This is a genomic window from Kribbella sp. NPDC050124 (assembly GCF_044460355.1).
Classification (GTDB): Bacteria; Actinomycetota; Actinomycetes; order Propionibacteriales; family Kribbellaceae; genus Kribbella.
Genome location: NZ_JBITJU010000017.1, coordinates 18,710 through 37,292 on the forward strand (window position 1 = coordinate 18,710; position 18,583 = coordinate 37,292).

At 68.7% G+C, this 18,583-nt stretch carries 12 protein-coding genes; 6 read left to right on the forward strand and 6 right to left on the reverse strand.

The window, feature by feature from the left end; all coding sequences use genetic code 11:
* Window positions 1-21: 21 nt before the first annotated feature.
* On the reverse strand, window positions 22-1,023 hold the full coding sequence (locus ACIBL3_RS31240; protein WP_396357328.1) for a LacI family DNA-binding transcriptional regulator: 1,002 nt from the start codon (window positions 1,021-1,023) through the stop codon (window positions 22-24).
* Window positions 1,024-1,056: 33 nt separating this feature from the next.
* On the reverse strand, window positions 1,057-2,460 hold the full coding sequence (locus ACIBL3_RS31245) for a glycoside hydrolase family 28 protein (protein ID WP_396357329.1): 1,404 nt from the start codon (window positions 2,458-2,460) through the stop codon (window positions 1,057-1,059).
* Between the two features lie 189 nt (window positions 2,461-2,649).
* Between ACIBL3_RS31245 and ACIBL3_RS31250 the strand changes: the two genes are divergently transcribed.
* Window positions 2,650-4,071: a glycoside hydrolase family 28 protein gene (locus ACIBL3_RS31250; protein WP_396357330.1), complete on the forward strand. Its 1,422-nt coding sequence runs from the start codon at window positions 2,650-2,652 to the stop codon at window positions 4,069-4,071.
* A gap of 17 nt (window positions 4,072-4,088) precedes the next feature.
* Window positions 4,089-5,372: a glycoside hydrolase family 28 protein gene (locus tag ACIBL3_RS31255; protein WP_396357331.1), complete on the forward strand. Its 1,284-nt coding sequence runs from the start codon at window positions 4,089-4,091 to the stop codon at window positions 5,370-5,372.
* A gap of 69 nt (window positions 5,373-5,441) precedes the next feature.
* Here ACIBL3_RS31255 and ACIBL3_RS31260 read toward each other — a convergent pair whose 3' ends face one another.
* Window positions 5,442-6,662: a hypothetical protein gene (locus tag ACIBL3_RS31260; RefSeq protein ID WP_396357332.1), complete on the reverse strand. Its 1,221-nt coding sequence runs from the start codon at window positions 6,660-6,662 to the stop codon at window positions 5,442-5,444.
* Between the two features lie 7 nt (window positions 6,663-6,669).
* On the reverse strand, window positions 6,670-9,117 hold the full coding sequence (locus ACIBL3_RS31265; RefSeq protein ID WP_396357333.1) for a pectinesterase family protein: 2,448 nt from the start codon (window positions 9,115-9,117) through the stop codon (window positions 6,670-6,672).
* 180 nt (window positions 9,118-9,297) lie between these two features.
* Between ACIBL3_RS31265 and ACIBL3_RS31270 the strand changes: the two genes are divergently transcribed.
* Window positions 9,298-10,305 carry a LacI family DNA-binding transcriptional regulator gene (locus ACIBL3_RS31270; protein ID WP_396357334.1) on the forward strand — a complete coding sequence of 336 codons (1,008 nt, stop codon included), beginning with the start codon at window positions 9,298-9,300 and terminating at the stop codon, window positions 10,303-10,305.
* Here ACIBL3_RS31270 and ACIBL3_RS31275 read toward each other — a convergent pair.
* The gene (locus tag ACIBL3_RS31275; RefSeq protein ID WP_396357335.1) at window positions 10,286-13,009 is read right to left on the reverse strand and encodes a glycoside hydrolase family 78 protein; all 2,724 of its coding nucleotides are present in this window, start codon (window positions 13,007-13,009) and stop codon (window positions 10,286-10,288) included. The genes ACIBL3_RS31270 and ACIBL3_RS31275 overlap by 20 nt on opposite strands.
* Window positions 13,006-14,718 carry a hypothetical protein gene (locus ACIBL3_RS31280; protein WP_396357336.1) on the reverse strand — a complete coding sequence of 571 codons (1,713 nt, stop codon included), beginning with the start codon at window positions 14,716-14,718 and terminating at the stop codon, window positions 13,006-13,008. The genes ACIBL3_RS31275 and ACIBL3_RS31280 overlap by 4 nt, the downstream gene beginning before the upstream one ends.
* A 123-nt stretch (window positions 14,719-14,841) precedes the next feature.
* Here ACIBL3_RS31280 and ACIBL3_RS31285 point away from each other — a divergent pair, with 123 nt between their 5' ends.
* Genes ACIBL3_RS31285 through ACIBL3_RS31295 form a run of 3 tightly spaced genes read left to right on the forward strand, consistent with a single transcriptional unit; the run spans window position 14,842 to window position 18,369 of the window.
* A complete protein-coding gene (locus ACIBL3_RS31285; protein ID WP_396357337.1) occupies window positions 14,842-15,846 on the forward strand; it encodes a zinc-binding dehydrogenase in 1,005 nt (334 codons plus the stop codon).
* Window positions 15,843-17,123, forward strand: a complete 1,281-nt coding sequence (locus tag ACIBL3_RS31290; RefSeq protein WP_396357338.1) for a RuBisCO large subunit C-terminal-like domain-containing protein — start codon at window positions 15,843-15,845, stop codon at window positions 17,121-17,123. Before ACIBL3_RS31285 ends, ACIBL3_RS31290 begins: the two co-directional genes overlap by 4 nt.
* Window positions 17,116-18,369 (forward strand): four-carbon acid sugar kinase family protein, encoded by a 1,254-nt coding sequence (locus ACIBL3_RS31295; RefSeq protein ID WP_396357339.1) that lies wholly within the window; start codon window positions 17,116-17,118, stop codon window positions 18,367-18,369. Before ACIBL3_RS31290 ends, ACIBL3_RS31295 begins: the two co-directional genes overlap by 8 nt.
* Window positions 18,370-18,583 lie beyond the last annotated feature (214 nt).

An 18,583-nucleotide genomic window follows, 5' to 3' on the forward strand; every position in this document is an offset into this window, starting at 1 on the left:
AATCGTTTGCAAACGTACTTTTCAGGTGATCCGGGCACGGCGGCGGGCACGGCCAGTGCTTGCGCGGAGAACCAGCTCCGGCGTCAGGAGGTCGGGTTTCGGCCAGTCCTCGCCGGACAGGCGGGCGGAGAGTTGCTGCCACGCGAGCTCGCCCAGGCGTGCGCGGTCGTTGCGCAACGACGTGAGGGGCGGGCGGGCGTAGGCGGCAATCGGGATGTCGTCGTAGGAGGCAACCGACAACTCAGTGGGGACTTCCACGTCGTTGTCGTGCAGCCAGCTGAGCAATCCGACGCCGACCAGGTCGTTGAACGTGATCACGGCGGTCGCGCGACTCCGCATCACGGTCGGGCCGGCGTCGTACCCGTGGTGTCCGGCCCACCCGCCCTCGATCTCGTCCAGCGTGACGTCCAAGGATCTCGCCGTACGGCGCAATGTCCGCCGGCGCTCGCCGTCCGACCAGGACGTCGCCGGACCCCCGACGTACAGGACCCGCCGGTGGCCTAGACCGGTGAGGTGCTCCAGAAGCAGTCGGCTCGCGGCGCGGTAGTCGATCGCGACCACGCCCGCGTTCTTGACCGTCCGGTTGATGCACACGACCGGCACCGGCAGCCCGAGCGCCTGCTCCAGACCGGCCCGGGTGAGCCGCGAACTGCACAGCACGAGCGCGCCGGAGTGGTCCACGAGCTCCTCGACGAGCCGCAGCTCCTCCGCCGGATCCTCGCTGCTCTCCCCGATCAGCAGCCGGTAGCCCCCGGCGCGAGCGGCGGCCGCAAGCCCCTTCAGCACCTCGGAGAAGAACGGGTTCGCCAGGTCCGGCACAGTCACGCCGACGGTCAGCGGCCGGCCCAGCTTGAACTCCTGCGCCCGCTTGTCGGCGCGGTAGCCGAGCTCGCCGGCCACCGCGCGCACGTGCGCGACCACCTCGGGTGAGATCAGGTCGGAGCCGTTCAGCGCCCGGGACACCGTCGACACCGACGTGCCCGCCTCGCGCGCCACGTCGATCAGCCGAACCCGCTCCGCCACGCTCACCTCGCCCTGTGCTCAGGCGGGGCGCCGTCACCCCACCTGCGTTCCTCCGACCCAGACGTTCCGGATCGTCACGTCGTCGGCGTACTGTACGACAGCTTCCGCCGCGACCGCGTCGAACCGGCTGTTGGTGACCGCGACGAAACGAATCCGCCGGGCCTCCGCTCCTACCATGCGATATGCCCGCTCGGCCCGCGCCACCCGGACCCGGTCGAACCGGATGTCGCGCACGTCGGGGAACAGCGACTGGTTGCCACCTCCCATGTAGCTGAAGGTGATCTCGAGTGGACGATACATCCAGGCCTGCGAGTCGACGTCGTGCACGTTGATGTTCCGGACGTACCCGCCGCGGGTCGAGGTCGACTTCACGCACAGCACCCACTGCATCCAGGCCTCGTCCGCGGCCGGGTCGGGCGGCATGCGCAGCCGCTGGATCCAGACGTCCTCCACGCCGCCGCTCATCTCGCTGCCGACCGCGACCGCGGCGCCGCCGCTGACGAAGGTGCAGTCCTCGACGATGATCCCGCGCGACGGCAGGCCGAGCCGGCGCCCGTCGGCGTCCCGCCCGGACTTGATCGCGATGCAGTCGTCGTGGGTCTTGAAGGTGCAGTCCCGGATCAGCACGTCGGTGCAGGACTCGGGGTTGCAGCCGTCGCCGTTCGGGCCGAGGTTGTCGACGGTGACGCCCTGAACGGTGACGTTGCTGCACTCGACCGGATGGATCGTCCACATCGGCGAGTTCCGCACGGTCACGCCTTCGATCAGCACGTTCGTGCAGCGGAACGGCTGGACGAAGCTCGGCCGCAGGTAGTGGCCGGCGCCGAAGACCCGCTGGTCGACCGGGACCTGCTCGTTGTTCATGCGCTCGAGCTCACCCCAGTCGGCCCGCTGGTTCGGCAGACCGGGACGCCAGCCGTACTGACCACTGCCGATCCAGTACCACCAGTGCTCGTTGTCGCCGGCGCCGTCGAGAGTCCCGCGACCGGTGATCGCGATGTCGGTCTGCCCCTCGGCCCGGATCAGCGACGAGTAGTTGTAGACCTCCACAGCCTGCCAGCGAGTACGGACAACCGGCAGGTAGTCGGCCGGATCCGTGCTGAATCGGAGCGTCGCGCCATCCTTCAGGTGCAGATCCACCTTGCTGAGCAGCTGGATCGCTCCGGTGTTCCAGACGCCGGGCGGTACGATGACATGGCCGCCGCCGGACTCGTGACAGGCACGGATCGCGCCTGCGATGCCGGCGGTCGCGTTGTCCGGGGTGGCGCCGTACTCCGTGATCGGGAACCACGCGTCCCGGAACCGCGGCGGCCGGATCCTGGACCGCACCGACCACTCACGGTCACTGCTCGCCACGGCGGGCAGCTGGGAACTCATGCCTGCGGCAACGACTCCACCGAGACCGAGTCCGAGGATGCGACGACGGCTGTGATGCATGGGCGGGCACCTTCCGGTCGATTAGGTCGTCTCTGGAATCGCCAGAGACGACCTCTTCGGGTAAACCTTTGCACGCAAGTATCCAAGAGATTCCAACGCGGTCAAGACTTCGTGACGCCCAGCCGTTGACACCTCGGGCGGACCCGGGCACGATCGGTTGCAATCGTTTGCACCCGCAGGAGGTCGCCCATGTCCGAACAGCTCCGTCGACGCACCCTGTTGCTGACTGGAGGAGCACTCGCGACAGGAGCGTTGATAGGCGGCGGCACCGCCCCGGCCGCCGCCTCGACCGGTCCCGCAGGCCTGGATGACGCCGCCGCGGACGCGCAGATCCAGCGGATCCTGAGCCGCATCGTCCCGCCACGCTTCCCGGACCGCTGGTTCGACATCACCGAGTTCGGCGCGGTCGGCGACGACGCGACGGACTGCACGGCGGCGATCCGGGCCGCGATCCAGGCGTGTCACCAGGCCGGCGGCGGCCATGTCGTCGTACCGGCGGGGAACTTCCGGACCGGCGCCGTACATCTGCTCAGCAACGTCGACCTGCACCTGCAGGAAGGATCGAGGCTCGCGTTCAGTCAGGACCCGGCTGCGTATCTCCCGGTGGTGCCGACCCGGTACGAAGGCACGGAGTGCTACAACTACTCCCCCTTCGTCTACGCCTATCGGCAGCGCAACATCGCGGTCACGGGTTCCGGCGTCCTTGACGGCCGTGCGGACGCGACGCACTGGTGGGACTGGACCGGCGGACCGCCGCCGAACGAAGGTCCCGACAAGACGTTGCTGCTGACCATGGCCGCGGACGGCGTGCCGGTCGAGCAGCGGGTGTTCGGCGAGGGTCATTACCTGCGGCCGAACCTGCTGCAGTTCAACCGCTGCCAGAACATCCTGCTCGACGGCATCACGGTCAAGGACTCGCCGATGTGGAACATCCACCCGGTGCTGTGCCGCAACGTGACCATCCGCGACGTGACCGTCGACAGCCCGCACGGCCCGAACAACGACGGCATCGACCCGGAGTCCTGCACCGACGTCCTGATCGAGCGGTGCACGATCTCCACCGGTGACGACTGCATCGCGTTCAAGGCGGGCAAGGACGCGGACGGCCGGCGGGTGAACGTCCCGACCCGGTACGCGGTCGTCCGCGACTGCGAGATGGCCGACGGGAACGGCGGCGTGACCGCCGGCAGCGAGACGACCGGTGGCGTGATGGACATCTACGTCCGCGACTGCCGGATGAGCAGCCCGCGGCTGGAACGCGCGATCCGGATCAAGAGCAACCCGCAACGCGGCGGCACCATCGCGAACATCGACGTACGGCGGGTGACCGTCGGACAGGCCGCGGACGCGGTGATCGAGATCGTGCTCAACTACGCGAACGTGATCACCGGCGCCTATCCGCCGGACGTGCACGGCATCACCATCAGCCAGTTGACCGCGGTCGCCGCGCCGCGGGCCCTCAACCTGCTCGGCCTGGTCGACGACCCGCTCCGCGACATCTGGCTGCACGCCTGCCGCTTCGACCAGATGGAGGAGGAGAACTCGATCCAGTACGTCGAGGACCTCCGGCTCGACCAGGTCTGGATCAACGGCGTGCGGGTCGACAACTGATGGGGTGGACAGATCTGATGGGTTGGGAAGGCGCCGACCAGATCCTGGCCGACGTCCGGCCGCCGACCTTCCCGGACGCCGACTTCCCGATCACGGCGTACGGCGCGATCGGTGACGGCTCGACCGATGCGACCAAGGCGATCCGGGCCGCGATCGAGGCGTGCCACGCGGCCGGCGGCGGACGGGTGGTGGTGCCGGAGGGGACGTTCCGCACCGGCGCGGTCCACCTGAAGTCGTACGTCAACCTGCACGTCGCCGGGACCCTGCTGTTCAGCACGGATCCCGCCGACTACCTGCCGGTCGTGCAGACCCGCTACGAGGGTCTGGAGGTGCTCAACTACTCGCCGTTCATCTACGCGCACGGGTGCACCGACATCGCGATCACCGGCTCCGGCACCCTCGACGGCCAGGCGGACTGGGACAACTGGTGGGGCTGGTTCCACGAGTGCGACGAGGACTTCGCGAACCTGCGGGCGCAGAGCGCGTTCGGCGTACCGCTGCAGGAACGCGTCTACGGGCCCGGGTACCACCTGCGGTCGAGCTTCATCCAGCCGTACGAGTGCACGAACGTCCTGATCGAGGGCGTGACGATCGTCCGGTCGCCGTTCTGGGAGGTCCACCCGGTGCTCTGCCGGAACGTGACCGTGCAGGACGTCGTCGTCGACACCCAGGGCCCGAACAACGACGGCGTCGACGTGGAGTCCTGCCGGTCGGTGGTGATCCGCGGCTGCACGTTCGACGCCGGCGACGACTGCATCGCGATCAAGTCGGGCCGCGAGGCGGACGGGCTGATGGTGAACGTGCCGTCGGAGGACATCCTGATCGAGGACTGCGTGATGCGGGTGAAGTACGGCGCGATCACGCTGGGGTCGGACATGACCGGCGGCGTCCGCAACGTGTTCGCCCGCAACTGCACGATCGGCGGACCCGCGCTGTACTTCGGGCTCTACATCAAGACCAACTCGATCCGCGGCGGCTTCGCCGAGAACATCTACCTGCGCGACATCGCCATCTCGAACCTGCTGAAGGAAGTCGTCCAGTGCAACTTCTTCCGCGGTGAGGGCGACACCGGACCGCTGACGCCGGCGGTGCGCAACGTCGAGCTCCGCGACGTCACGGTCCGGCACGCCCGCAACGCGTTGATGCTGCGCGGCTACCGGCGCTCCCCCATCCAGGACTTCCGGCTGGTCGACTGCGACTTCACCGTCGACGCCCCGAGCACCGTGCAGCACGCCGCCCTCACCTTCGACAACGTCACCGTGAACGGGCACCCCATCACCGACGTCCACCAACTCCGCTGAGAGCGGACAGGAAACGGAGACCTCGGACATCTGACCAGGTGTCCGAGGTCCCCGTTTGGTGTCCGCGGACTACGGCAGGTGGGCGCAATTCACGTCGAGGTCCCAGAGGATGACCGACAGGGCGTAGGGACTGATCGTGTGGTCGCCGTGGGTGGCGTCCTCGAGGATCTCCCAGTGCCCGTTGGTCTCGTTGCTGACGGCATCGGTCCCGATCAGGGTGATCCGGTGCCGTACGGCGGCCTCGTACGAGCGATGGCCGACCCCGTTGAAGCAGCAGTCGTCGAACCGGTTGAGGATCTGCAACTGCCGACGGTGCGGTCCGACCGAGCCCAGTGCGTAGATGTCCGGGAAGTCGGCGAGCCCGTAGAACCCGGGCTGCTTGTCCGCCCGCTGCTCCCAGTCGCCGCGCGTCGGGCTCGGCTTCGGCGATCCGGGCCGGACGAAGAACGGCAGCGAGCCGGCGGTCGGGTATGACCGGGTGATCCGGGGATCCAGCGCCGGGTAGATCGTGGTCGCCCAGCCACCGCCGGACAGCCCGACCATCTGCACCGACGACGGCCGGTACGTCGCCTGCACGTGGTTCATCGCCACCGCGAGCGGCTCCAGGAACAGCGCCAGCGGTGAGTACGACGCCGACTCCCACAAGTTCAGGTCGTTGTGCGACGGCTGCTGCTGCACCGTCGGGTCGACCGGGTCCTGCAGCGTCTTCGGGTTCCAGTGGTAGAACGGCATCGCGAACAGCAGGACGACGTACCCGTGGTCCAGCAGGCCCTGCGTGACCCGCTGCAACGTGTCGAGCGGTTCACCGTGCCCGTTGTGGTAGAACGCGACCCGGCGGTGCGTCCGCTGTACCGGCTCCACCACGAAGACGGTCGCGACGTACCCGAACGGCATGGAGACCTCGAGCCGGTCGTAGCGCCGTACGCCGGTCAGCGCAGGCAACTCGGCCGGCGTCTCGACCTCACGCCGTACCGTCGGAAGGCCGGTCGGCAGCACGCCCGTGTCCTTCCACACCTGCGCGACCAGCTGTGGACGCAGGGCGTCCGCGTCGGCGGCCGTGTGGATCTTCATCAGATCCTCGACGTCGACGCCGACGACCACCTGGGGCAGCGTCTTGTACGCCGCGCTGTGCTCGGCGGCAATCGCGGCGTTCACCGGGGCGACCGGCCGCGGCGCCGGATGCGGACGGACGCCGTTGGGATCGTCGGTGGCTGCTGCTGTTGCGGCCTGCCAGCCGGTGGCGGCGGTTGCGGCGAGGGCGCCGCCGAGGACGGTCCTGCGGTTGATCATGAGGGGTTCACCTTTCGGGGCGGGGGACGACCGGCTGCCAGCCGCCGAACACGTTCGACGGGTCGCGCAGCCAGGCCGCCTCGTCGTCACTGAGTTGCCGGGAGCACGCCAGTCGCGCACTGGTGTCGAGCGGCCGTCCGGACAGGTCGGTACTGCGGTACTCCCAGAACCGGACCTGGCCGGCGGCGGCACAGTCGTTGGGGCTGGTGATCTGGAAACCCTGCTTCTTCACATGGGCGTCCATCGCCGAGTCGAGGAACACGACCTGGCTGGTCGGGAACCGGCTGAGCTCCACCCGGCCGAGGAACACGCTGTCGTCGGGCGCGTCCGGACCGCGGGTCAGCCGCACGTTCACGAAGATGTTGCCGGGCCCGTTGTCGGTGTTGCGGACCTGGTTGTAGTAACCCTCGTGCAGCGCTTTCAGCTCGGAGTCCTGGACGAAGACGCCACCGGTCCCCCAGACGAAGTCGACGTCACCCTCGACGTAGCTGTCGGTCACGAAGCCCTTGCCCTGCAGCCGCAGGCTGTCCTGGTACCCGAGGATCCGGACCCGGGCGAGCACGATCCGCTCGCCGTTGCCGCGGAACGCCTCGGCCTGGGACCCGCGGTACGGCGTCAGGTTTTGCACGGTCGCGTCGACCAGAGTGAAATCGTCGGCGTCCACGCCGAACGCGGCCCGCCAGCAGTTGAACCGGTCCGGTTGGGCGAGCACCCGGCGCGGGCAGTACGCCTGCTCGATCGGGACGTTCGCCATCGCGGAGTCGCCGTTCAGCAGGTTGTTGTTCGGGTAGCCGATGACCGTACGGCCGGCGCCCGACCCGACGATCGTGATGCCTGGCTTGGTCTGCGGGACGTAGATCAGCTCGCGGTAGAGGCCCGGCGCCACGTCGATGCGGGACTTGTTGCCCTCCGCCACGAAGTCGATCGCGGCCTGGACCGTGCAGAAGTCGCCATCCGGGCCCACCTGAAGCCTGCTGTCCGAGGCCGGGTCGTGCTGGGTCCGGAACATCCACTTGTCGATTCCGGGGTGCCCGACGACGAATCCGGGATCGACGGTGACGTAGTACACCTGACCCGGCGCCAGCCGCTGATGCGGGTGGATCGAGACCGTCCGGCCGTCGACCGTGACCGCCTGGTAGGTCCAGGTGTGCAGCTGCCCGTAGTCCGAACGGGCGCCGCCGACGAAGCGCTGGTACGACGTGAGGTCCGCGAGATCGATCGTGTCGACAACCTCGCCACCGGACCGGTGGATCCGCAGTTTGCCCTGGACACCGAGTCGCACCGGACCCTGGAAGGTCATGCGGAGCGTGGTGTCCGAGCAGGTGGCGGCCGCCGTACCTTGTGGGGACAGGACGGGACTGCTCAGGCCCTCGGTCCGCCAGCCGGTCAGTCGCTGGACGACCTTGGTCAGCTTGGCGGCGGCGACCTGGTGACCGTTGACGTTGGGGTGAGTGCTGCCGTTGTAGTCGTCCGCACCGAGCCAGCCGGTCGTGTCGACGTACACGATCCTTCGGTCCTTCGCCGCCGCGACGGCTTGCGCGATGTCTGCCGCGTGGGTGCCGTTGAAGGGGCGCATCGCGAGGATCAGGCTGCGTGGGTTCGCGGCGCGGAGCTGCTGGAGGTAGGCGCCGTACTCGGGGGTGAACTCACTGCTCGGGTACGGCGCGTCGTTCGTGCCGAAGTTCACCACGATCGCGCCGGGGTCGGACGGTGTCGCCGGGAAGCCGGCCAGGTTCCAGCCGAACGACTCCGACGCCGTGCCGACGTTGCCGTGCCCGGGCTGGATGATGCCCTGCTTGCCGAAGCCGACCTGGTTCGTGTCGGCGCCGAACGCCTTGCCGACCAGCTGCGGGTAGGCCTTGGTGCCGTCGGCGCAGTCCGCGCCGAGCTCCGGGCAGAGCGCCATCATGCCTTGGGTGATCGAGTCGCCGTAGAACTCGATCCGGTGCTCGGCCGTGGTCGGCAGCGGGATCAGCGTGGCCAGCGGGGCGAGCTCGATCTTCTCGAGGACGACACCGGACTGCAGCGGCACGATCCAGCGGTTCGCGTACTCGTCGACGTCCTTGACCAGGATCTCCGCGGTGTGCGCGACGGCCGGATCGAGGCCCTCGACGAACACCTTGTGGTCCTCGTCGACCTTGACCAGGACGGGCTCGGCGCCGTCGACCGAGACGTAGAGCTGCGCGGGGTTGGTGATCGCCTCGGTGTCGAACCAGGCGCCGAGCCGGTCGCCGGTGAAACGGAACCGCAGCGACGAGCCGGAGTTCACGGTGATCGCCACGTCGTCGTCGCGGCCCCAGTGTCCGTCGAGCTCGATCCGCGGGTCGAACGGGCCGAAGGTGGCCGGGTTCGCGGTCGCTCGGTCGGTCGCGGAGGTCGCCGTACCGACCGGAACGGTCAGCAGGCCGATCCCGGCCGCGATGACGAGGCACAGGCTGATCAAGGGTCTTTTCACGGTGGTCTCCTCGCGCGGACCGCCGTTCGGAAGGCCCGGGGCGGTGGGCGGGTAATCCTTTTCCTCGGCTACCGTCGCAGCGCTCGCGCCCGGCGTCAAGGCCTCGACACGATTTGTCGGGAAAAGGTTTACATGCTTGTGGTGGAAGCGAATCGCGGGCGGACGTGATCCAATGAGCCGGTGAGAAAGTCGACCAGAGATCGCGCCGGCCGGGTGACGATCCACGACGTGGCCAGGCTCGCGGAGGTCTCCACCGCGACTGTGTCCCGGGTGCTCAGCGGCGGCAAGCCGGTCTCGGACCAGGTCGCCTACCGGGTCCGCGCCGCGGCCGCCGAGGTCGGCTACCGGCCGAACCCGGCCGCCCAGACGCTGCTGCGCGGCAGCAGCCAGACGGTCGGAGTGGTCGCTCCCGATCTCGGCAACCCGTACTTCGCCGAGATCCTCAAGGGCATCTCCGCCGAGGCAGCCGCCGACGGGAACCACACGCTGGTCGCCGGGACCGACGAGGACCCGGACCGGGAGTACCGCGCGGCCATCGAGCTGGCCCGCTGGGTCGACGGGCTGCTGCTGTGCGCGCCGCGCATGAGCTCGCCCCGGCTGAAGGAGGTCGCCGCCGCCAGCCGCAAACTGGTGCTGATCAACCGGGTACTGCGTCATCCGTCGGTGGGAGCCGTGGTCGTCGACTACCACCACGGCGTCCGGCTGCTGTGCGAGCACCTCGGATCACTCGGCCACAAGCGGATCGTGTACCTCGAGGGCCCGCCCAACGCCTGGTCGGACCAGCAACGCCAGCGCGGTTTCCGGGTCGCCGAGGCGGCCGGCCAGACCATCATCCGCGTGCCGTGCGGCTCGGCCCTGCGGGACGGCTATGACGCGGTCGACGAGGCGCTCACGCACCGGCCGACCGCATTGATCGCCTTCAACGACCACGTGGCCGTCGGAGTGCTCAGCCGGCTGCGCGAGTTGGGTGTGAGTGTCCCGGACGACGTCTCCGTGGCCGGCGTCGACGACGCGCCCATGAGCGCCCACACCGACCCCGGCCTCACGACGTACGCCGTCTCCACTGTCGAACTGGGCCGCCTGGCCTGGCAACACTTCAGCCCGACGGCCCCGGCCAACACCACTCACCTCGCCGGCGAGCTGGTAGTGCGGGCCTCGACCGCCCGCGCTACACGCCGGCGGCGGTGAAGCTGTAGCTCCCTGACGGGACTCGGCACACCAGCGCCCGGTCGGCCGACTCCAGCACCTCGATCCCGTCCTGCTCGGCAAGCGGCCGCTTCGACTCCTGCACGGACTCGGGGTCGCTCGTCGGCACGTGAACGGTTGCTGTCGTGCCCGGTGGGATCACCACCTCCAGGGCGAACTTGCCGTCGTTGACCTCCCAGCGCGTGGACACCCGCCCGGTGGGTGTGTCGTAGGCACCCTCGGCCCACGTCAACCGGCCACCCGGGCGCGGCCTGATCACCAGCTGACGGAAGGCGACCGAGTCCACGGCCTGGTCGATGCCGGCGACGCCGCCGTACAGCCACTCGCCGACCGATCCGAGGGAGTAGTGGTTGAACGAGTTCATCGCGACCGGTCCGAATCCGCTCTCCTCCGTCCAGCCGTCCCAGCGCTCCCAGATCGTCGTGGCGCCGTGCCGGATCGAGTAACCCCAGGACGGATACCGGTCGTCGTGCAACAGCTCGTATGCGAGCTCGGAGTGCCCGTACTTGGTCAGGATCGGGCACAGCAACGCCACACCCGCGAACCCAGTCGTCAACGACCGGCCACGCTGCTCCAGATCCGCGACCAGGTGCTTCACTGCCGCCTGCTCGTGCTCCTCCGGCAGCAGTCCGAACGCCAGCGGCAACAGGTACCCGGTCTGTGTGTCGCCCCGGACCTTGCCCTCGGCGTCTACGAACTCCCGGACGAACGCAGCCGCGATCCGGTCCCGCAGCTCGCCGTACCTCTTGGCTTCGTCGTCCAGCCCGAGCACGCGCGCCGCGGCGGCGGTGAACTCCGCGCTGCGAGCGAAGTACGCCGTCGCGAGCACGTCACGATCCGTCCGTACGCCGACCTGCAGCCAGTCGCCGTAGTGGCCGCTGGTCCGGTTGCGCCAGATCAGGTCCGGGTTGGCCTGGCGGACGTAGTCGACCCAGCGTCGCATCGTCGGCCAGGCCTGCTTCAGGACGCGTTCGTCGCCGTACGTCCGGTAGAGCGTCCACGGGACGATGGTCGCGGCGTCGGCCCAGGCGGGCGTGCCGTGGCGGCCGGTGATCACGTGCGGGATGACGTCCGGGATCGCGCCTTCGTCGGTCTGCGCGACGGCGAGGTCGCCCATCCAGTTCTCGAAGAAGGTCAGGACGTCGGCCTGGTACGCCGCGGTCGGCAGGAAGATCTGGGCGTCCGCCGTCCAGCCGAGGCGCTCGTCGCGCTGCGGGCAGTCCGTCGGCACGCTGACGAAGTTGCCACGCTGGCCCCAGCGGATGTTGCTCAGCAGCTGGTTGACGCCCGCGTCGGAGCACTCGAACCGCCCGGCGACGGGCGTGTCCGAGTGCAGCGCGCGGCCGGTGACATCGGCCGTCGTGAGCTCACCCGGGTAGCCGTCGATCTCGACGTACCGGAAGCCGTGGACGGTGAAGATCGGCTCGAAGAACTCCCCCTCGCCGCCCGCGCTGACGTAGTAGTCCGTAGCGTCGGCGGTCCGGAGGTTGGCGGTGTAGAGGCTGCCGTCGGACTCGAGCATCTCGCCGTGCCGCAGGCGGATCCGGTCGCCTGCCGCGGCGCCGCGTACACGCAGGCGGACTCGGCCGGCGATGTTCTGCCCGAGGTCGACGATGTAGTGGTCGCCGTTGCGCGTTACTTCGAGGGCCGGCAGGTCCTCGGTGACGCGGACCGGTTCGGTGCTGGCGGCAATCAATGTCGATATGTCCGCACCGACGTCACCGGCCGGCGCCCAGGCGGCGGCGTCGTACCCGGGACTCGACCAGTCGCCCAGCTCGAGGCGGGCGTCGTACGACTCCCCCATCAGCAGATCGGCGAACCGCAGTGGGCCGGTGCGCTCAACCCAGCTGCTGTCGGTCGCGATGACGGTCTGCGAGCCGTCGGTGTGGTCGACGACGAGTTGGGCGAGCAGTTGCGGCTTCTTGCCGTAGTGGTGGGCGTGGCTGCGGGTGTCCCAGCCGACGTACCCGGACCACCAGCCCTCGCCGAGCACTGCTGCGACGACGTTCTCGCCTTCTTGCAGCAGGTCGGTGACGTCGTACGTCTGGTAGGCGAGGCGGTAGCGGTAGTCGGTCCAGCCTGGGGTCAGCTCGTCGTTGCCTACTCGCCGGCCGTTGGCTTGGAGCTGGTAGAGGCCGTGAGCGGTCGCGTAGACGCGTGCTCTGCGGATCGGCTTCGTCAGGTCGAAGGACCGGCGGTAGTAGCGAGGTGCGGCGATTGTGGCCTGGCGGACCGTGCGGGGCTCGTCGCGGTCGACGGGTGGCTCGAAGTACGGGTCGGTCTCGTAGTCGTGCTCGATCCAGCGCGCCTGCCACTCCTCCGGGTGGAAGATGCCAGTGGCGAACGTCGCCGACGCCTCGCACACCTTCCCGGCTGCGTCACGCACTTCCAGCCGCCACATGTAGTCGGTCTGCGAGGTCAGCGGGGCGCCGCCGTGGTCGACGTACGTCCTCTGGTCGGTCCGCCAGCCGCTGTCCCACACCTTGACACCGTCGCGCTCCAAGCGGAGTCGGAACGCGTCCTGCCGGTCGCCACGCACCGGCGAGGCCAGCCGCCAGCTGAACCGCGGCCGGTCGGTACCGATGCCGAGTGGCTCGACCCGGTGCTCACAGCGAAGGTCGTACGGCGTCAGGGCCGGGACGCTGGGCGGATCGGTCAGCGGCCAGCCGGTTGCCTCGCTTGTCACCAGGACCACTCCGTTTCGGGTCGATGGAGCTCGTAGTCACGCAGACCGCCGGCGTGTTCCGGGCGGTCGCCGTACATGGGCCGCGAGTGGCCGTGCGGGTCGATGGCGATCACGTCGTCGCCGCGCCAGGTGGTCCGGAACTCGTTGCCGGCCGCAAGCTCAGTGGTGGTCTGCTCGACAATGGGGAACGTCACCGTGATCCGCTCGCCCTTGTGCGGTTTGGGGATGGACAGGTAGCCGTCGGGCGCCCAGATGCGTTCGGCGCCGGTGCGCTCCTCGTCACCGCGCCGCAGCTTGAGACGTGCGTAGCCTGCCCACTCGGGGACTCTGACGCGTAGCTCGTCCACTGGCTCGTTGACGGTCAGCTCGACCTTGCCTTCGACCGGCAGGTGGCTGACCACGTCGACCGTGTGGTGGGCGCGGGTCAGCAGCAGGTTGACTCTGGTGACGCTGCTGTCGCCGGTGACGATGCTGTTCCACGCCCAGAACAGACCGCGGACGCCGGAACCGACACAGCAGGCCTGGACGTCGTTGGTGTGCCCCCGGCCCAGTGGTACGTCGGAGACGTAGTCGTTGGGAGCGCCGTACCCACAGAACGCACCCAGCACGCGCTCTCCGACGTCCACGTAGGTCCGCCAGCCGGGGATGTCTTGTGCTCGGTCCGGCGCGCACTGCACCCAGCTCACGTCCTGCAGCTGCGACGCGGCCAGGTGGTTGCGGACGTAGCGCTCCACCACCGGCCAGTACGACGTGAGTCCGCTGCCGGCGAGCGTCGTACCCAGGCCGATGAGGTCGACCAGTGAGCAGGTCTCGTGTTCGTAGCGCTGGTCGGCCAGGTCGCCAGGGGTCCAGCCGAACCTGGTGGCCTGCGTGAGCACCCAGTCGTAGCTGCGGCGGGTGAACTCCGTCAGACCGTGGTCACCGGTGTGCCTGGCCAGCCGAGCGAGTCCTTCGAGCGTGCCGACGCGGGTGTGGAAGTGACCGCTGCGGTACGCACGGGCCGAGTTGAAGCTGCCGTCCTCGAGGTAGACACCGCTCTTCTCGACGATCAGGCGGGCGAACCACTCGCAGAGCTCCAGCGCGTCCTGGTTGCCGGTCGCCTGGTGGTGGCGCAGCAGCGGCATGATCAGGCGCCCGGAGAACGACGCGGGGTCCGGTGCGAGGTGCAGGTCGATGGCGTTGGAGGACGGCCAGCCTTCGGTGGTGTACTCCGACGCGGGGTAGAACCAGACGTCGCGTTCCTTGATCGCAATGCGCTTCAGGGCTGCGACCTGGTTGTCGGCTGCCTTCTTGGCTTCCGGATCGCCGGTGGCGACGACGGTCGTGGCCAGGGCGAGCAGGGTCGCGCGCTGGTCGATCAGGTTGGCGTTCGCCTTCCAGTGACCGCGCGGGTGCTCGCGCCGGTACGTCAGGCCGTCCTCGTGCAGCAGGTCGAACAGGGTCTGCCGGTAGCGGTCGGCAATCTTGTCCCACTGCGGGTCCCAGTCCGTGCCGCCGGTCATCTGCTTTGCGAGCAGGTACGCGTCGGTCAGCCGGCCGTGGCTGGAGCCGTAGTCCCAGTCGCCGTGGTCGAGGCGGGCAGGGCGGGCCAGCAGGTTCGCGCTGAAGAACGGGATGCCGTCCAGGTCGTCGTCGGCCAGGCCGGTCACCGCGTTCATCGCCAGCGCGGCCCGCTCTTCGAGCAGCAGGGTCGCCGGGATCGTCACCATGAGGAAAACCTTTACCCTTGGAAGGGGCGATGTCAACGCTCTATCCACAGGCTGGCGAATCGGCCTTGTTTTCTTGACGTTTTCCGGCGGAGACTTGCGGGACCCGATCGAAGGAGGACCATCATGCGGGCAGCCGTTCTCGAGTCAGCGCGGCAGGTTGTCGTGGCCGAGGTGCCGGATCCGGTGCCGGACGGCGACGTGCTGCTCCGGATGCGTGCCGTCGGGTTGTGCGGGTCGGATCTGCATACCTGGCGCGGGCACCACCCGTTCCGGAAACCACCGGTCGTGTTGGGGCATGAGGGTGCGGGTGAGGTGGTTGCCTCGTCCGATCCCGGTTTCGCGGTCGGCGATCGAGTCGCCGTACTGCCTGCCTTGTCGTGCTGGAAGTGTGCGCGGTGCGAGGCCGGGCATCCACATCTCTGCGCTGGGAAGCGTGTACCTGGTGGTGGCTGGCCGGGGATGCTGAGTGAGTACTTCGCTGCGCCTGGACGGGTCCTGGTTCCGTTGGCGGATGGCGTTGGGTACGACGAGGGCGCGTTGGTCGAGCCGTTGGCTGTCGCGTGGCACTGCACGTGGGGTGTCGAGGCGGGTTCATCGGTCGCTGTACTGGGTGGTGGCCCAATCGGGAGCCTGGTTGCGGCGGTCAGCCGGATCCGTGGGGCGTCGACCGTGCTGGTGAGCGATGTGAAGCCCTACAACCGCTCGTTCCTTGCTGGGCAAGGCGTTCCGCACGTGGTCGATCCTTCGGACGTCGACCTGCCAACAGCCGGCGCTGCCATCACCGGCGGTGGCTTCGATGTCGTCGTGATCGCCTCCGGCCATCCGAGTTGTCTGGCTGAGGCGCTTGCCCTGACTCGTCCTCGCGGGCGCGTGGTCCTGCTGCCGATGTTCGCCGGTCCACTGACCGTCGATCTCAATCCAGCTGTGCTGAAGGAGACCACCATTCAGGGCTCGACCATCTACACCCCCGCCGACTTCCACCAGGCGGCTCGTTTGGTGAACGACCGCGTGCTGGATGTCCGTCCCTACCTCACGGAGACATTCGCCTTCGATCGAACACCGGAGGTCCTCGAAGCCATGGATTCCGGGATCGATCACCTCAAGCTGCAGATTGACCCGACCCGATGAACGGCCGGCCCGAGGTAGTGGCGACGTACCTGGTGGAGAGTTACCTCCCGCTGGAGCATGCGGCGGAGGTGATCGCGGGTGAGCAGTCGACGGGGACGTTCGTGGCTGTGGCCCGCGAGACCGCTGAGTTGCGGGAGCAGTTCGCTGCCCGCGTGGTGGCGATCGAGGAGCTTCCACCAACCGATCATGGTGACCTGCCCGGGATCATCCGACCGCCGGGCGCCCAGCGACGAAGCGGTCAGGTGCAGATCGCCTTCGGCCTGGACAACTTCGGTCCTTCCCTTCCAAACCTGCTGGCCGCAGTCGCCGGCAACCTCTTCGAGCTGCGTCAACTAGCCGGGATCCGATTGCTCGACCTCGACCTCCCGCTGGCGTTCGCCGAGCGCTACCCAGGACCGCAGTACGGCGTGACCGGCACGCGCGAACTGCTGCAGCGGCCGGACGGCGTACTGCTCGGGACGATCGTGAAGCCCAGCATCGGGTTGCCAGTCGAGGAGCTGCGAATCCTCGTCCGTGAGCTCGCGGAGGCAGGCATCGACTTCATCAAGGACGACGAGCTGATGGGCAACCCGCCGCACTCACCACTGGCCGATCGGGTCGCAGTCGTCACCGAGGAGCTGGACAAGATCGCGGCCCGCACCGGGCGACGGCCGATGTACGCGTTCAACATCACCGACGACCTCGACCGCATGGCGGCCAACCACGACCTCGTCCGCGACGCCGGCGGTACGTGCGTGCTGGTCTGCGTCAACCTGATCGGCCTCGCCGGCCTCGCCTGGTTGCGACAACGCTGCGAACTCCCCATCCACGGCCACCGCGCAATGACCGGCGTCTTCACCAGAGCCCCCGGCCTGGGCATCGACTTCGTCGCCTGGTCGAAACTGGCCCGCCTGGCCGGCGCCGACCACCTCCACACCAACGGCCTGTCCAACAAGTTCTACGAAACCGACGAGCAAGTCCTCCGCTCGATCACCGCCGTCCAGCAACCCCTGTTCGACCCCGCCGCGCCCGGCTCCGCCTACGAAACCCTCCCCGTCCTCTCCTCCGGCCAGTCCCCCGGTCTAGCCCCGGAAACCTACCGCCGCACCAACACCACCGACCTTCTCGTCCTAGCCGGCGGCGGCATCCACGGCCACCCCGACGGCCCCGCCGCCGGCGTAACCGCCATGCGCACCGCCTGGCACAGCGCCACCACCGGCACTGACCTCCTCACCGCAGCCGCCACCACCCCCGCCCTCCACCAAGCCCTGAAAACCTTCGGAACGCCTCGTGCTTGAAGCTGCCTTCTACGGAGACGACTTCACCGGCTCGACGGATGCCCTACGACAGTTCGAGCGCTGCGGCCTGCGATCAATCCTCCTGGTCGAGCTACCACCCACCGACGAACTCCAAGCTCTCGCAGCCCGCTACGACGTCATCGGCGTGGCCGGAATCGCGCGGTCGCTTGCGCCTGACGAGCAGGAAGCGGAGATCCGCCCGATCCTCACCGCCCTGCGCGATCTCAACCCGCGCGTGGTCCAGTACAAGATCTGCTCGACCGCCGACTCCTCGCCAACCCTGGGCAGCATCGGCCGCGCCCTCGAAGTAGGACACTCCCTCTTCGGCCCCACGGCCGTACCGGTCCTCGCCGCCCAACCTGAACTCGGCCGCTACACCGTCTTCAGCCACCACTTCGCCGCCGAGTCCGGCACCATCCACCGCCTCGACCGCCAGCCCACCATGGCCAGCCACCCCACCACCCCCATGCCCGAATCCGACCTCCGCCGCCACCTAGCAGCCCAGACGTCCTTGAGGATCGACGCCGTCCACCTCACGACGTACGCCGACCTCGCCGACACCTACACCCACTCCCCCGCCGACGCGCTGATCCTCGACGCGCTCACCGACACGGACCTCGACCGGATCGGCAGCACGATCCTTGCGTCAAGCAACAACACCCCGGCGTACACCATCGGCTCGGGCGGCCTGTCCCGAGCCCTCGCCCTGAACCTCAAATCACCTGGTCCCGCACCAAACCGCTCAACCCACAACCGCTCCGGCAACCACCAGGTGCTGGCCGTCTCAGGCAGTCAATCCCCCCGAACCGCCGAGCAAATCAACCAAGCAGCCGCCGCCGGCTGGACCATCCTCCAATTGACCGAGGCAGAACCCACCGCAACCGCAGCCGTACAAAGCCTCCAGTCCGGCGCCCCAGGCGTAGTAGTCCACACCGGCCACGCAAACCGCCCAGCCGCAGAGTCCCTCCCCCACCTGACAACCGCCCTCGCCGAAGTCATCCGCACAGTCACCCAACAAACCGCCGTACGCCGGGTGGCAATAGCCGGCGGCGACACCTCAGGCCGAGTCATCCGCAACCTAGGCATCACCGCCCTCGAGCTGACACCCACCACCCCCCACTACGGCACCGGAGTCGTCGAGTGCCGCTCAATCGCCCCCACCCCCACCACCCACGCCCTCACAATCCTCCTAAAACCCGGCCAACTAGGCCCACCCACCCTCCTCGAAACCTTCCGAACCACCTAGCCCCACACCACACACTCGCCCCCACGCCACACCACGCCGTCTCCTGCAGCACCGCACCACACCCACTCCCGTCGCACCACGCCGTGCCCCACACCCCGCCAGTTCATGCCACGCCGACTCCCCTCGCCCCGCCCACTCCCGCACCACACCCACGCCCCGCACCACGCAGACTCCCGTCGCGCCGCGCCCACTCCCGCCCCACCGCACCACACGG